General features: G+C 54.3%; 11 protein-coding genes. 7 read left to right on the top strand and 4 right to left on the bottom strand.

The genetic code is table 11. From position 1 onward, the window contains the following. The first annotated feature begins 34 nt into the window (after window positions 1-34). Window positions 35-1594, top strand: a complete 1560-nt coding sequence (locus tag VNX88_03715; protein HWY67744.1) for a TIGR03118 family protein — start codon at window positions 35-37, stop codon at window positions 1592-1594. Window positions 1595-1834: 240 nt separating this feature from the next. Here VNX88_03715 and VNX88_03710 read toward each other — a convergent pair whose 3' ends face one another. Beyond that, the gene (locus VNX88_03710; protein HWY67743.1) at window positions 1835-3898 is read right to left on the bottom strand and encodes a sigma 54-interacting transcriptional regulator; all 2064 of its coding nucleotides are present in this window, start codon (window positions 3896-3898) and stop codon (window positions 1835-1837) included. A gap of 251 nt (window positions 3899-4149) precedes the next feature. Between VNX88_03710 and VNX88_03705 the strand changes: the two genes are divergently transcribed. Genes VNX88_03705 through VNX88_03695 form a run of 3 tightly spaced genes read left to right on the top strand, consistent with a single transcriptional unit; the run spans window position 4150 to window position 5817 of the window. Continuing rightward, on the top strand, window positions 4150-4605 hold the full coding sequence (locus tag VNX88_03705; GenBank protein ID HWY67742.1) for a response regulator: 456 nt from the start codon (window positions 4150-4152) through the stop codon (window positions 4603-4605). 1 nt (window position 4606) lies between these two features. After that, entirely contained in the window at window positions 4607-5572 is a 966-nt protein-coding gene (locus tag VNX88_03700; protein ID HWY67741.1) for an aldo/keto reductase, read from the top strand. A 20-nt stretch (window positions 5573-5592) separates the two neighbouring features. Further along, complete coding sequence (locus VNX88_03695) at window positions 5593-5817, top strand: hypothetical protein (GenBank protein HWY67740.1); 225 nt, start codon at window positions 5593-5595, stop codon at window positions 5815-5817. Window positions 5818-5841: 24 nt separating this feature from the next. On the opposite strand, the gene VNX88_03690 is transcribed toward VNX88_03695, so the two are convergent. Beyond that, entirely contained in the window at window positions 5842-6057 is a 216-nt protein-coding gene (locus VNX88_03690; protein ID HWY67739.1) for a hypothetical protein, read from the bottom strand. 1 nt (window position 6058) lies between these two features. Here VNX88_03690 and VNX88_03685 point away from each other — a divergent pair, with 1 nt between their 5' ends. The 3 genes from VNX88_03685 to VNX88_03675 all read left to right on the top strand — a co-directional run bounded on the left by VNX88_03685 (window position 6059) and on the right by VNX88_03675 (window position 11464). Further along, entirely contained in the window at window positions 6059-6421 is a 363-nt protein-coding gene (locus VNX88_03685; GenBank protein HWY67738.1) for a hypothetical protein, read from the top strand. Window positions 6422-7042: 621 nt separating this feature from the next. Beyond that, window positions 7043-10207, top strand: a complete 3165-nt coding sequence (locus tag VNX88_03680; GenBank protein ID HWY67737.1) for an efflux RND transporter permease subunit — start codon at window positions 7043-7045, stop codon at window positions 10205-10207. Between the two features lie 36 nt (window positions 10208-10243). Further along, a complete protein-coding gene (locus VNX88_03675) occupies window positions 10244-11464 on the top strand; it encodes an efflux RND transporter periplasmic adaptor subunit (GenBank protein ID HWY67736.1) in 1221 nt (406 codons plus the stop codon). Between the two features lie 294 nt (window positions 11465-11758). Here the strand turns inward: VNX88_03675 and VNX88_03670 are convergent, their stop codons facing one another. Both VNX88_03670 and VNX88_03665 read right to left on the bottom strand, forming a co-directional pair. After that, a complete protein-coding gene (locus VNX88_03670) occupies window positions 11759-13444 on the bottom strand; it encodes a hypothetical protein (protein ID HWY67735.1) in 1686 nt (561 codons plus the stop codon). 279 nt (window positions 13445-13723) lie between these two features. Further along, window positions 13724-15565 (bottom strand): hypothetical protein, encoded by a 1842-nt coding sequence (locus VNX88_03665; GenBank protein ID HWY67734.1) that lies wholly within the window; start codon window positions 15563-15565, stop codon window positions 13724-13726. Window positions 15566-15657 lie beyond the last annotated feature (92 nt).

Genomic DNA, 15657 nt, shown 5'->3' with positions numbered 1-15657 from the left:
GATACTTATCTCAACAAATGCAACTGGAGTACCGATGATTAGTAGAGTCGCTTTATTATTACTTGCGCTGGGCACAATGATAAGCAGTCCTTCCATTCTTTTGGCTCAGCAAATCGGCTACAAGCAAACGAACTTAACGGCCAACACGAGCGGTGTGGCGAATCAAACAGACCCTCAACTGATTAACCCGTGGGGAATAGCTTTTCTTCCGGGTAATCCATTCTGGGTTGCCAATAATCGTAGCGGCACTTCAACCTTGTACGATGCCCAAGGCAACAAGCAGCAATTAGTGGTGACGATACCGAGCGCTTCGGTGAGTCCTTGCAGCCCCGGCTGCCCGACCGGGATCGTGGCTAACAGCAGCGCCGATTTCAACGGAGGCGCTTTTATCTTCGACACCGATGATGGCACTATCGCTAACTGGACTGGCACCAACAGCGCCGTCGTGGCATTCGACAATTCCCAAAGCGGGGCGGACTACAAAGGCCTCGCATTGCTGAATAATGGCTCGGCCAACTTCCTTTTGGCCGCCAACTTCAGCAGCGGGAAAATCGACGTGTTTGACCGCAACTTCAAGCCCACATCACTCTCGGGCTCGTTTACCGATCCCAACCTTCCGCCGGGATTTGCTCCACACGCTGTCCACGTCATCAATAATCAGGTTTATGTTGCATACGCGATGCAAGATGCCACAATGCGTCGTCCGGTTCGCGGTGCTGGGATCGGTGTCGTGGACATCTTTGATATGAATGGAAACTTTGTGAAGACATTCGCGACCGGCGGACAGCTGAACGCTCCCTGGGGAGTGGTTGCGACACCAGCGTCCTTTGGAACGTTTTCGAATGCCATCCTGGTAGGGAATTTCGGCGACGGTACGATTAGCGCATTCGATTCCACGGGAAAGTCTCTGGGCCAAGTTACCGACAGTGCAAACAATGTGATTGCCAACCCGGGCTTGTGGGACATGGTATTTGGAGCAGGTGGGACAGGAGATCCAAATACTCTCTACTTCACGGCAGGAGGACCTACTCTGAGCAGTGGCTTGTTTGCGACGATGATACCTGCGAGCGCCGTTACCACAGGCGACTTTACATTAATCGTCTCATCACAAAGTCTGAGTCTAGCCCAAGGACAGTCGACTGATATATCCGTCAGTGCTAGCGGGAGCGGAGGGTTTAGCGGAGCGATCTCGCTGAGTTGCACTGCTCCGGCAGGTGTAACTTGCTCTTTCTCGCCGACGACAATTACTCCTGGATCGAGCATTGCTAGCTCTACGTTAATGCTCGCTACATCTGCGATGGCCCCGCCCGGGGGGTACGTCACAGCTGGAATGATGGGTTGGTTGCCCTTCTCTGGCCTGGCTCCGCTGGGTATGGTATTTGCTTTCCGCAGACGGAATCGCCAATCCATGGTTAGGCGATGGAAACTTATACTCTGGTCAGGAATAGTGTGCGTGCTGGCGCTTGGCCTGCTACTTACGGCAGGTTGTGGTTCCAGTTCCAATTCGTCCACTGGCAGCACGGTGACAGTAATGGTAACCGGTACGTCTGGTGCGATAAGCCATACGACACCTGTGGCACTCACCATTCACTGAACAGGCTATCTCATAACAGAAAGAGGGCACATCTGGAAACAGATGTGCCCTCTTTCTCCTCACTGACGGGCGTAGGTCCCAGAATGGGATAGATGTTTGGGGATGGACGTCCCGATTCGCAGCTTCTAGCTCGTTACGGCCTTGCTTGCATGGCTTCCTTTTCTTTCTCTTACTAGCCAGATCGCCGCGACTGCATTGATAACGGCAAAGGCAAATGGCCGCAGTTCCGCCAGTCTGTAGCTACACCGGCTGACGAGGGATGCCGAGTCGGCGCATCTTGTAGATCAATGTTGTGCGCGGAATGCCCAGCTTGACGGCGGCTCCTTGATCGCCTCCGAGCACCCAATCCGCGTCCTTTAAAACACGCACAATGTGCTCTCGCTCGGCGTGTTGGAGTGAGTTGCCGTTTCCGTTCTCATGTGGAGTGAGTTTCATCTGGTTCGTCAATTCACTGAGCGGTGGGCGCAATACTTCATCGGAAGAGAGGATCACAGCGCGTTCGATGAAATTCTGCAGTTCGCGAATGTTGCCGGGCCAATCGTACCGAACCAGGGCATCCATCGCGGTGGAAGGAATCGTCTTTACCGGCTTTTTCATGCGCTCCGCATATTTCGATGCAAAGTACCGTACCAAAGCGGGAATATCTTCGCGGCGTTCACGGAGGGTAGGAAGCGTAACCGGGAAGACCCTGAACCGGTAGTAGAGATCGGCACGGAACAGCCGCTCCTCAACCATCTTGCTGAGATCGCGGTTTGTGGCTGCCACAATGCGAACGTCCACGCGAATGGAACGCGTGCCACCGAGCCTCTCAAACTCCTGCTCCTGGAGAACGCGCAGCAGCTTCGGCTGCAGCTCCAGTGGCATGTCGCCGATTTCATCCAGGAATAAGGTTCCTTTGTGGGCCAATTCGAATCGCCCAATCTTCTGTGTAAGCGCTCCGGTGAAGGCTCCTCTTTCATGACCGAACAGCTCGCTTTCGAGTAGACCGGAGGGTATGGCTGCGCAATTCACTTTTACAAACGTATGATCCCGTCGCGAGCTCAGATTATGAACGGTTCTCGCGATCACTTCTTTTCCGGTGCCGGTCTCTCCTTCAAGCAGAACGGTCGAATCGGTCGGGGCAACAGTTTCTATCTGCGTTAGCACGGCTTTCAGAGCGGGGCTGGAACCGACTACTTCATCAAACCGGTGCTCACTGCGAATTTCGTTGAGAAGATAGAGACGTTCTTTCACTAATCTCTCCCTCGATTCGCTGAGCTCCTGATAATTCAGCGCATTTTCCAGCGCTATAGCGACCTGACCTGCGATCTGTCCCAGAAACTCCACGTCTTGAACCGAAAACGCATTCTCGCGCCTGTCCAGCAGCAGCAGTACTCCCAGCTTTCTGTCTCCGCGAATGATTGGGATGAAACAACCTGAGTTGAAACCTTCTCCTGCATTGGTCTGAAGTGAGATCTGCGAGGAATTGTCTGGAGGCTTGCCAAAGGTAAACGGTTTGCCGCTATCGAAAGCGATGCCCGAGCTTGATCCGGAAATGGGAATCGCCATCTCTTCGCGCAGGACACCACGGCCGTCGCGAATATCCACTCCGTGCAGGCGCAGATCCCTGTTGTTCGCTTCGGGCAATGCGAGTGAGGCGGCATCGCACTGCATTGCCTGACGAACACTGGTCGGGATGGCACGGAAAAGCCCCGGCAAGTCGAGACTTGACACTACCGCGTTATTGATATCGAGCAACAGCTTAAGACGGTCGCGCTCGCGCCCCAGTTTCTCGCGTAGTTTCTGTACGGCCTCGAAGTTCAGCGCGTTCTCGACGGCCACGGCCACCTGGTCGGCAACAACTTGCAGCACTTCGAAGTCGTCCTCAACATACGCGCGCCTGTCAGAGCTGCCGAAGCTCAACGCGCCAAGACTCCGGCGCGGAGTCGCCAATGGAACACTGCAGATCGACCTCACGTCGTGCTCAACCAACAATTTCATGAGCTTGGCAAATCTCGTTTCTTCGTGAGTGTCAGCAATAATCATCGGCTTGCCGCTCCGCATTACGAAGGCGGCTAGAGATTCGTCGATTGCGAATTCCATCCCAGCTTGCAGGGGTAACGAAATCGCGCTCTGCAAAACGTGCATGCGCATCACGTCGCGGCTTGAGTCGTGGAGCACAACGCTGAGGTAATCAAAGGTCACCACCGAATGCAAAGTTGTGGCAAGGGCCTGGAAGAGTTCGGTCAGGTTGCTATGCGAAGCGATGGCGCGAGAGATTTCCCATAGGAGATGTCCGCGCGCCTGAGTTGCGCGCCGTGTCACCTCAGCGACGAGCGCTCCCAATGGCATACAGCGTTGGATTTAGAACAACTGCTGTCGGATTCACATCTGCGCCAAAAAATGTCGAACAGTGTCGATAGCTTGACGAAAATCCCGTGCCGGACACGTCACTTCGACTCCTGTCGCACGCTTAGTCCATTCATTTTTGTTGAATTTGTAAAGTCTTGCGATGCAAGTAGGTTTTGGAACGGAAATTGCCGTCTATATAAACGAGACTCGATTGGAGGCATGCAATGAGCGCAGGCAGCTTGAGGAATTTCGCACATCGTTATCGGATTCTATGTGTAGACGACAACGAGTTCGGCGTCTACGTGAACTCGGCGATCTTGCGGAACGAAGGGTACGACGTGGTGTCTTGTTCGGATGCCGAAAAGGCCGCGGCGATTGCCAAAGCACAAGAACAAGAAGAAATAGACCTTGCGGTGCTTGATTATCAGATGCCGATGATGAACGGCGCGGAGCTTGCCGCCCTTTGCAAAGCCGCTAATCCAGACACAAAAGTGATTCTCTATTCCGGGTGGCTCGGCATACCGAAACGTGAACTGGCACTGGCTGACTTGTTCATTCAGAAGTCGGAAGGCGTGCAGGCACTGCTTGACGGAATCGAAGCTCTGCTACATCAACAAGCGACACAACCGAAGCCGCCTGCGATAGAAGATAACAACGCAAACACGAGGATGGAATACTGAAATGGAAACGCGAAGGCTTGGTAACAGCAGTATGAACATCACGCCGATTGGTGTCGGTGCATGGGCGATCGGTGGCGGTGGTTGGGAATTTGGGTGGGGCCCGCAAGAGGACAAGAAGTCTCTTGCTGCGATCCATGAAGCCCTCGATCGTGGCATCAATTGGATCGACACCGCAGCAGTCTATGGACTCGGGCGCTCCGAGAGGGTGGTTGGACTTGCGCTGAAGGAATGCACTAGCCGCCCTTACATCTTCACGAAATCCTCACTGGTTTGGGATGAAAGCGGGCAGATTGGACACTCACTCCGAGCAAAGTCTATTCGTCGCGAAGTGGAAGACAGCCTGAAGCGGCTCGCTGTGGACGTCATCGATCTCTATCAGGTGCACTGGCCCAATCCCGATGTGGATATCGAAGAAGGCTGGACGGAAATGGTGCGATTGAAGGAAGAAGGCAAAGTACGCTACATCGGCGTCTCAAACTTCGACGTTGGACAGATGAAACGCGCACAGAGCATCGCGCCCATCACTAGCCTTCAACCTCCGTATTCGATTCTGGCCCGTGACGCAGAAGAAGAAATACTTCCGTACGCTCGGGAAAACGACATCGGCGTGATCGTCTATTCCCCGATGTACTCGGGACTGCTGACTGGGGCAATGACGCGGACACGAATCACACAGCTTGCGCGAGATGATTGGCGAAGGCGGAATCCGAATTTCCAGGAGCCACTACTCTCCCGCAACCTGCGTCTGGTTCAACTCTTGCGTGAGATTGGTGACCGCTACGAGCGCACTCCTGGTGAGGTTGCTATTGCCTGGACGCTGCGTAACCCTGCCGTCACCGCAGCCATCGTGGGCGTGCGAACACCTGAGCAAGTCAGCGGAGTGATCCGAGCCGGTGATTTCTACCTGGGTGCTCTCGAAGCAAAGCAGATCGAACTTGCGCTCCAACATGAAGCTGCTGTCGCCTGAGCAAGCGGGCGTAGCCGCCGGTGTCGATTAAGAAAAACTCGGGCGGCGTAAAAGGAGACGAGATGTTCTACGTAGCAATTTTTGATTTCGCATTAGCAGGACTTGGCCTGGCTACCTTTGGGTTCTTTGTCTTGTGCTGGGTGGCTTTTGGACAAGACCGCAAGATGCATCCGATTTACAGGCAAGCAGGGATTTCAGTCACGCGCCAGGTGGCAAAAGAGCGCGCGGAAGGACGTTGTGCGTAGAAGCCGCACGATCGCACGCTTGTTTCAATGTGGCACCTGCCACGTCGGCTGCTGTCGGGTTTTTACAGCATTGAGGAGCTTTCGCTGCTCCGGCAAATTCCGGAAGGCGTACCCGCTTGAATCGTTGGCGATATTCCGATTCGCCGGGTTGGCACCGTGATTACTTTTTCCCCACTCATACTGCTCGTTCCAAATGGGCAGATCGTCATCAACCAGGCTGAAAGCCTTAAAGGAGATCATAATGAAATCAAGTCGTACTTACTTACTCACTCTTTTGCTGTTAGGGCTATCGATTACCGCGTTTGCTGCGAAAAACAGCAAGGAGGTCACATTCGACAAGACCACCAAAGTGGGCAACACAGAACTTCAACCTGGCACATACAGAGTCGCATGGAGCGGCACCGGCCCTCAAGTAGAGGTGGACTTCTCGCAAAACAAGAAGAACGTCGCAACGGCAACCGCACAACTCGTAAGTGCTCGAAGCGAGTACGACTCGGCGATACGGGTTCGGGACGAGGGTGGCGTTTCCGCAGTTCTCGAAGAACTCGATTTCAAAAATCTTCAGCTAGTTTTTCCTCAGCAGGACCAGCCTTCAGGAAACTGATAGTCGACCAGATGCGGCGCGAGCCAGGTCCGTTCGCGTCGCGTTCATTTTGGGCCCTGCTGATCGGGGGAGATCCAAATGCGGAGACAGAATCTACGGAGAAAGACAATCGATGAAGAACCTATTAATGGCGAGGACCTCTTGGAGAGAATCCGTTACCTCGATCCAGACTTGCATTACAGAAGAGGTGACCTCATCGGCATTATCGTTTTGTTGTTGGTAGTCTTCTTGATTTGCGCCGTCGGGTTATCCCTTCATTTCCGCGGACTGCGACGGTTTTAGACCATCCTCACTCTAATTCTTTCGGTGCGAGGCGTTCCAGCCTGCGAATTCAGACCCTGCTCTGACAGCGATGCGCCAATGTCGAGTGCCGTCGACCACTAGACGCAAGCAAGTCTCAATATCCTCAAACCCAGACTCCAGCCGCACGTTCCTTTCCTCGTAAATGCTTCCATTTTCAGGACGTGCGCAGAGGTGCAGTCCGTGTGAGCGCGCTGGTACGTCAAATGCTTTCCCCTAGGGAACTGGGGAATGCGTTCTCAGCCCATTTGAGAGTACCGATGGTTACGAACTCCCTCCTTGAGAGGCATCGGCACCCGCGCATTCTCCAGGCCAATAATTATGTGGATAGTCCGAGTCGCGCTAAAGCGGCCATATACCTTTGTGGTAATGGCGATCCTGATCTTGATCCTGGGGATCGTCGCAATCTTCCACACGCCAACGGACATATTTCCTAATATCAATATTCCTGTCGTCAGCATCATCTGGAATTACAACGGTCTCGATGCGCAGCAGATCAGCGACCGGATCATTTCCGTTACGGAACGGAACATGACGACGATCGTTGACAACATTCAGCACATCGAATCGCAGTCACTGAATGGCATTGCGGTGGTGAAGGTCTACTTGCAACCCGGTGCCAGTCTCGATCGAGCTATCGGACAAATCACAGCGTCGTCTCAGACTCAACTCCGGCAGTTGCCACCAGGGACGACTCCGCCGCTAATTATCAGCTACAGCGCGTCTTCTGTTCCGATTCTCCAACTCGCGTTGTCTGGGACTGGGCTTTCAGAGCAAGCGCTCAATGACTACGGCCTTAACTTCATTCGGACTCGACTTGTGACCGTTCCGGGAGCATCAGTTCCTTATCCCTACGGTGGCAAACAGCGCCAGGTGCAAGTGGACCTGGACACTGCGGCGCTGCAATCCAAGGGACTATCGCCGTTGGACGTAGTAAATGCGATTAGCGCACAAAACCTGATCCTGCCTTCTGGAACATCGAAGATCGGCTCGAAGGAGTATGACGTTGATCTCAACGGGGCTCCTCAAACGATTGCAGAACTGAACCGTATTCCCATCAAAACTGTCGGCAGTTCGACCATCTACATTGAGGATGTCGCCAACGTGCGCGACGGCTTTCCGCCACAAACCAATATCGTGCGCGTGAATGGACAGCGCTCGGTCCTTCTTACCATTCAGAAAGCCGGAGACGCCTCCACGCTGAACGTGATTTCGGGAATCAAGGATCAGCTGACTCAGATCAAGGCCGCCTTGCCCCCGGCACTAGAAGTCCGCCCTCTGGCCGATCAATCCTTATTTGTACGTGCGTCCATTCAAGGTGTGCTCAAAGAAGCCACTATAGCGGCATGTCTGACCGGCCTGATGATTCTGATATTTCTTGGAAGCTGGCGTAGCACTTTGATCATTGCGGTATCGATCCCGCTTTCAATTCTCACTTCCATTGTGGTACTCAGCGCCATCGGTGAGACCTTCAACATCATGACTTTGGGAGGGCTCGCCCTGGCAGTCGGCATTCTCGTGGATGATGCGACTGTTGAGATCGAGAACATCCACCGCAATATCGCGCAGGGCAAGGAGATTCAGCAGGCGATACTTGATGGTGCAGCACAGATTGCTGTACCGGCTTTCGTCTCCACTCTTTCCATTTGCATCGTGTTTGTCCCGATGTTCTTTCTCACGGGCGTGGCTCGCTATTTGTTCGTCCCGCTTGCCGAAGCTGTCGTGTTTGCGATGTTAGCGTCTTACCTCCTCTCGCGAACCTTGGTTCCAACGATGGCAAAGTACCTGCTACGCGGACATGAAGAAGAGCCGGCACACCTTTCGACCGACAGCCGAAATCCGTTTGTGCGCTTTCAAGTTCGTTTCGAGGAAGTGTTCGAGGGACTGCGAGATGGCTATCACCGCTCCTTGAATCTGTGCCTGCACCACAGGCGCGTCTTTCTGGCCGGTTTCTTCAGCGTCTGCGTGACTTTGTTACTGCTCGTTATTCCGTGGTTAGGTCAGGACTTCTTTCCTGCAGTCGATGGTGGTCAAATCAAGTTGCATTTGCGAGCGCCTACCGGGACTCGTATCGAAGACACGGCCCGGCTCTGCGATTTGATCGAGCGTTCAATCCGCGAACATATTCCGCAAGAGGAAATCTCGAGCATCATCGACAACATTGGATTGCCTTACAGTGGAATCAATCTCTCTTATAGCAACTCTGCTCCCGTTGGGCCGGCGGATGCTGACGTACTAGTAAGCCTGTCTGCCAAACATCGTCCAACTGAGGAGTATGTCCACGATTTGCGCCTCGATCTTCCAAAGCAATTTCCTGGAGTGACATTTTCCTTTTTGCCGGCGGATATCGTAAGTCAGATTTTGAATTTCGGACTACCTGCTCCGCTTGATCTGCAAATTGTCGGAAATAACAAAGAAGCGAACCATCGGTTCGCGGATGGCCTGATCGAGAAGCTCCGCTACGTAGACGGAATCGCCGATCTGCGGATTCAGCAACCGTTCGATCAGCCAAAGTTGCACATCTGGGTGGATCGTACGAAAGCTCAAGAGATTGGGTTCACACAGCGAGATGTCGCGACAAACCTCCTGGTTTCGCTTAGCGGAAGCTTTCAGACTTCTCCGACCTTCTGGCTCGATCCCAAGAACGGAGTGAGCTACAACATCGCAGCGCAAACACCCCAATACCGCGTAGACACGTTGGAACAGCTGGAGAACATTCCCGTAACCGGAACAAATTCGAATGCGCCTCCTGAGATCCTGGCCAGCCTGGCATCGATCAACCGCGGAGTCGGTTCGCCGGTGATATCTCACTACAACATTCAGCCAGTCATCGACATTTACGGCTCGGTGCAGGGTCGCGATCTGGGCAGCCTCGCAAGCGATGTGAATCGCATTGTGCAGGAGAATCAGAAAGATCTTCCGCGGGGTTCGCAGCTCATAGTTCGCGGTCAGGTCCAGACGATGCGCTCGTCCTACATCGGCCTCCTTGGAGGTCTGGTTTTTTCGATCGTTCTTGTGTACCTACTGATCGTAGTGAATTTTCAGTCCTGGCTCGATCCCTTCATCATCATCTCAGCCACTCCCGCAGCTCTTTGCGGAATCGCTATCTTCCTGTTCGTGACTCATACCAGACTGAGTGTGCCCGCCCTCACCGGGGCGATTATGTGCGTGGGTGTTGCAACTGCCAACAGCATCCTGGTGGTCAGCTTCGCGAAGGAACAGATCGAAGAAGGACGGGACCCGGTGGCGGCCGCTCTCGCAGCTGGATTCACTCGCTTCCGGCCTGTACTGATGACCGCCCTGGCGATGATTATCGGCATGGTTCCGATGGCGCTGGGCCTCGGCGAAGGAGGCGAGCAAAATGCGCCACTTGGTCGCGCGGTGATTGGCGGTTTGCTCTTTGCTACTGTGGCCACGCTGTTCTTTGTTCCCACATTCTTCAGCGTCATGCACTGCAAAAGGACTGCATCGGTTGAGGCGCAATAAGCATTCTTAAAATAAAAAAGAAATTCCGGAGCACTCATGGCAATAACTGAATTAGAGCAACCACCAAGAGCGAAGGATATGAATGGTTCAGAGGGTAGTTCCCCTACACCGTTTCGCAGAAAAACGATCTGGCTTGTTGCTGTAATCGCACTCCTGCTTGTGACTGCGGTCATGTCGTTTGCTATATTGCCGCGAATCAAAGCAAAAGCAGCCGTGCATGGCGAGACCGCGGAAATGGCCGTACCCACGGTGACAGTAATACATCCCGAGCACTCAGCCCCAAGCAAGGAGATCGTCCTGCCGGCCAATGTGCAAGCCTTCAGCAGCGCGCCGATTTACGCCCGAACCAACGGATATCTGAAGCGGTGGTACGTCGATATCGGGACTCACGTGAAGAAAGGGCAACTTTTAGCTGAAATCGAAACACCAGAAGTAGATCAGCAGCTTCAGCAGGCGCGAGCGCAATTAGCAACCGCAAACGCGAACCTCAAACTTTCGCAGATAACGTCTAACCGCTTTCAAGAACTCTTGAAGAGCGACTCCGTCTCAAAACAGGAAACCGACAGCGCCGTGGGAGCCTACGAGGCTAATGTGGCCACTGTCCAGGCAAACGAATTCAATGTAAAGCGTCTTCAAGATCTACAGTCGTTTGAAAGGATTTATGCGCCGTTTGATGGCGTCATAACCGCTCGAAATACCGATATTGGTGCGCTGATTGATTCCGGCAGCGGCGGAGCCAAGACTGAACTGTTTCGTATTGCTCAACCCGGAGTGGTACGCGCATATGTGAACGTGCCTCAGGCATACTCCCAGAGTGCCAAAAGCGGCATCGCCGCAGATCTCAGGCTAGCCGAATTTCCCGGCCAACGTTTTCAAGGCAAGCTGGTGCGCACTGCCGAGGCGATCGATCCCGTGACTAGGACCCTGCTCGTGGAGGTCGATGTCCCCAATCCAACTGGATCGCTCCTTACAGGAGCCTATGCCGAAGTGCATCTAAAGATCCCCTCCGCTTCGTCAGCCTACGTCTTGCCGGTGAATACTCTGCTGTTTCGCTCCGACGGCTTGCGCATAGCCACGGTAAGAGACGGCGCTCACGCACAGCTCGTGCCGGTAACGATTGGGCGCGACTTCGGAGACCGCGTGGAGGTAGTTGCGGGACTCAATGGCGACGAGGCGGTCATCGTGAATCCGCCAGACTCCCTCAGTTCGGGCGCGAGGGTTCGCGTTGCGCAGTCACCAGCGGTCCTGGGCGGCTGATAATCGAGTTGCCAACAATCCACTCTGGAAACCACGCGAGAAGACTGAGCTGCGTCTGAATATTCGAGGTGAAAGGCTCGGAACGGGAATCGCTGTGATCTGGAGCGATTAGCGCGGTCGATAAAGAGGTGTGCCACTCCAAGCAAGCGAAAATACTTACGCTAATGAATTGTTGCCGCGCTGCACATGGCTGGTTGGCCATTCGCTAGGCGCGGCGAACAACTCACGGAAACTCCCGACTTTGCGACCGATTAAGGCATACAACCCTGCGACTTCATTAAGCGCGAGCGTTGGCTAGTTGCCTGAGGCAGCTGGAGCTCCTTTAACTGCCTTTCGCTTTTTTCCCTTTAGAGATGAAGCGACGGCCTTTACTTGGGCCTCGTCCACTGGGCTGGCGTTCGCCACCGTGAAGTTGCCATTGGCTGGAACCCAATAAAGGTCGACCTTGTTTTCACCGGAAGGCCCCTGGCGGACTTCGATCCTGCTCGCGTCCGCCTGTTGCTGGCCTTCACCCGCGGCCAAGTACTCCTTGGCATTGACAGCGCGAATGGCACCCAGCTGCGGTATAGCCGCTTCTTGTTCCGAGTCCGCCGACCCAACGAAAACCACCTTCCCCCCAGGGTCCTTCTGCATTCTTACCGCGACGTCATCAAGGTTGGCCTTGCATTCGTTATCGACGCGGGCAGGGCTCTTTGTGTTATTGAAATTGCACGCGCTCACCAAGCTCTCTGTTACAGGTGCTGGCGCCGCAGGCAGGGGTTGAACGTCTACGCGGGCCACGCAAGTTCCGGTTAGACCGCGTGAATCCGTGACGGCAACGTTGACTTCAATTGGTCCGGAGCTTACTCCAGACGTGTCCAGCGTGGCGGCTGATACCCAGGATCCTACTTGATCTCCGACGCTGGTGGATCCTTCTTTGATTGTCCCGAAATTGCTTGTAACGTTCCGCGACTTGATCGGTCGGCCGTCGGGAGCGGCCCCGCGCGCGGTAAGTGTGACCGGAACGTTGCTCCCGGCCTGGATCGAACTAGGGCTAGCGCCGCAGGCCACAGTCGGAGCTTGCGGTTGCCTCACCGTAAATGCTGTGGTGCAACTTGCACTGTTATTCTTCTTCTGTTTCGGGTCGGTCACATTGGACGTGACCGTATAACTTCCCGGAGTAAGTCCGTTGGCATCTATTTTTGCGGATGAGCCGCTGCTGGTAACTTGGCCGCCGGTGCTGCTCCAGTTGTAGGCCAGATCGTGCTTGGTATTGAAGTTAGTTGTGTTCACCGAGACACTTACCGGGGGATCATCGGGCAGCAGTTCAGACGGAGTTCCTGAGCAACTGGCGATGGGGGCGGGCGGCGTGGCACCGCCGAACATGAAATTAAGGCCGGCGGAATACCTCAGATTGTTCTGATTGCGATCGCGGTTGACCTCTCCCAATCCTGCGAAAAACAGTGGCTGGAACCGGGTGAGGAAGTAATCCAGCTGAAGAGGACGTAAGGCAATGTGTCGGCCGAGCTTCATATCCAGTCCGCCGCCAATTGCCATGGCAAAGGCACTCTGTGAGTTTGCGAATCTTCCGGTTGGCGCTGGGCTTGGGTTTATTGGTTGTGTAGGAAGAGGTGGCAACGCGAAGCTTCTGCTCACGTGCGTGCCGCCAAACAGAGTTTCAATGAATGGAGACAAACGTCCGCCCTTGTGAGCCATGATCTTCGGCCCAAATAGGTATGAAAAAGCAGTCGAGTCAAGCTGAACACCGCTGATATTTCCGTTGTGATAGCCGCCTAAATCAGCCACGGCCGCAAAATTCTTGTTGAAGTTGTACTGGATTGTCCCGATACCGCCGTTAGCGGTAAAGGCGGGTACGATAGTTGCGGAGTTCACTCTCAGAAACGAGTAACCCAGGTAGAGTTCCTCTTTCGGGACTTCCTGGGCAAAAGCAACTGTTCCAACCAGTACCAGGAGCGCAATGATTATTGATGTCTTTTTCATCGGGGTTGTCCTTTTGATCTGCGAGTTCAGTATCGTGCAGGGCCGGATCTTAGAACCGTGAACGTCGAGCGACTGCACTAACTACTTCGTCTTGGCTGCAACTATATTCAGTAATGTTTGTTAGAACACTGGCAAAAGTTATAGGAACTTGGCAGTCATGGAGTGGCGTGGGAAATGGCTCGAGCTGAAGGATTTACTAGGGACTGGTGCAACTTTAGCGGTACGGCGGGCGATTACCCGGCTAAATGTAATGCGACTAAAGGCTTCAGTCTGCCGTCCTCAGTTCGACGGATCGCCCTGAGCAACCAAAGGCAATCTGTTTGTCGACTGCGCGTTTGATTCTGAGAAGGTTCCTACGACAATTCCTCCGAACTGTACAACTCCGAACAGTTGATTTGCAGTCGCAAGTAGTTGGCGTAACGGCCGCTGAGATTCCGTTAAAAGATTCCACGTCGCCCCGGCGTCATTGCTTTCGAACACTTTGTCTCGGCGTGCGCTAAGGGCCACAAGATGCGCTTGCGAGGTGACGTTGATGTAGGAGAGCGTCGAGTGATCGTTGCCCGCGGTCACCGCATGCCATGTATTTCCGTTGTCGCTGCGAAACGCGCCTAGATCCGTGGTTACCCAGAGGCTGAGATCTGGACCGAACAGGACGCCAGTAACCAAGCGTGTGCGATTGGGCAAAGGGAGCTGTTGCCATGTTTGACCCAGGTCGCGTGAGATGAACGCATTTCGCGAATTACCGATGAACAGTTGATCTTGTTTGCAATCGAAATTGGTAAAATCACCGTTTCCGATCACTGCTCCGCCAACCCAGTGTTGTCCTTCGTCGCTGCTGGAGAATACGCCCTCCGATGTTGCGGCGATCCAGACCTCGTTTCCTTGCCGGTTGATCGTGCGAACGTGGAAGACTTTTCCGAGGTACGCCTCGGAGCCGTTAAAGTTGGCACGGGTCCGTGATTTTCCCAGTGACATCGCTCTCTGCATGAGGGAAGCGGACTGCCACATGCGACTGCCGGTCGGCAGTATGAAGACACCGTCATTGGTGCCGGCGATCAGTGTTCCCGTTGCGCTCCTTTCGAGAGCGTAGACATCGCGGTTGCCTAGACCCGCGCCGATGTGTTCCCAGTCGAGACCGGCATTGTGAGATCTATACACGCCTCCGAACTCCCGGTCATTGATCGAGCCGGCGTACAAGGTTTGCGTGTTCGGATCCGCCACTAATGCTTGCAATTGGCGATGGGAGAACCCTCGATTCGAGGGAGTGAAACTTCGGCCGGCGTCGGACGTTGTCAGTATTCCCATCCGATCGGAGGCGAGAATCACGTGAGCCGGCTCACGCCAGTCGACAATTACATCGTTTACTACTACGGCCGAACTCGTTAACTGCTTCCAGGACGCCCCTGCGTCCGTCGTGCGCCAGAGACCCTGGGTCGTGCCGGCATATACGGCACCGGGCGAATCTGACACCTGTTTCAAAACATGAGTGCGTCGAGCAGAGAACGGAATCCCGGTCAATTTGCGGAAACTCTCCCCGGAGTCCTCGCTCTTGTAGATACCTGAGCAAGCACTCGCATAGACAACCGAGGGATTCAGAGGATCGACGATGATGGAAAAAATGTCTGAGTCATCAAGAATGCCCTTGCTCAGCGCAGACCACGTTTGGCCTCCGTCCGACGTCTTCCATCCCAAGTGCCACGTTCCAGCGAAAATAACATCCGAATCTTGCGGAGAGATCGCTAGGGAGTGCACATTCTTGATCGTGGTTCCCTCAGACAGCTTTTGCCAGTGTGCGCCCGCATCCGCGCTGCGAAAGATTCCTTGCAATGCCCCGACAACGAGCACGTCCGGGTTGGAAGGTGCGATTGCTAGGGCGCGGATGCTCTTGTCCAGCATCGCCGGAAGCGACTGCCAGCTCTTGCCGCCATCGGCGGATTTGTAGAGGGCTCCTCGATTCTTGTCGTTGATGCTCCACAGCGCCACATACATGACCTGAGAGTCGCGGGGATCAATGGCAATTCGCTCGAGCACATACTCAGCATTGAAACCAAATTGGGCTGTGAACGTCCAGGTCCGCCCGCCATCATCTGAGCGAAATAGTCCGCCCGAGCTGGTTCCCAAGAACACTCGATCCGGATTCTGGGATGAGATAGCTAGACTCCGTGCATCGCCGCCGTCGGGTCCTATTGAAACCCACTGCGCACGGCACAGAT

Source organism: Terriglobales bacterium (assembly GCA_035567895.1).
In the GTDB taxonomy this organism is placed as follows: domain Bacteria; phylum Acidobacteriota; class Terriglobia; order Terriglobales; family Acidobacteriaceae; genus Gp1-AA112.
This window is presented reverse-complemented; position numbering and strand designations above follow the sequence as displayed.

Excerpts from the sequence above, each read along its gene's own strand:
- VNX88_03680 (HWY67737.1), top strand. The coding sequence starts at position 7,043 with ATGTGGATAGTCCGAGTCGCGCTAAAGCGGCCATATACCTTTGTGGTA.
- VNX88_03675 (HWY67736.1), top strand. The coding sequence starts at position 10,244 with ATGGCAATAACTGAATTAGAGCAACCACCAAGAGCGAAGGATATGAAT.
- VNX88_03705 (HWY67742.1), top strand. The coding sequence starts at position 4,150 with ATGAGCGCAGGCAGCTTGAGGAATTTCGCACATCGTTATCGGATTCTA.
- VNX88_03690 (HWY67739.1), bottom strand. The coding sequence starts at position 6,057 with ATGATCTCCTTTAAGGCTTTCAGCCTGGTTGATGACGATCTGCCCATT.
- VNX88_03685 (HWY67738.1), top strand. The coding sequence starts at position 6,059 with ATGAAATCAAGTCGTACTTACTTACTCACTCTTTTGCTGTTAGGGCTA.
- VNX88_03700 (HWY67741.1), top strand. The coding sequence starts at position 4,607 with ATGGAAACGCGAAGGCTTGGTAACAGCAGTATGAACATCACGCCGATT.
- VNX88_03670 (HWY67735.1), bottom strand. The coding sequence starts at position 13,444 with ATGAAAAAGACATCAATAATCATTGCGCTCCTGGTACTGGTTGGAACA.
- VNX88_03715 (HWY67744.1), top strand. The coding sequence starts at position 35 with ATGATTAGTAGAGTCGCTTTATTATTACTTGCGCTGGGCACAATGATA.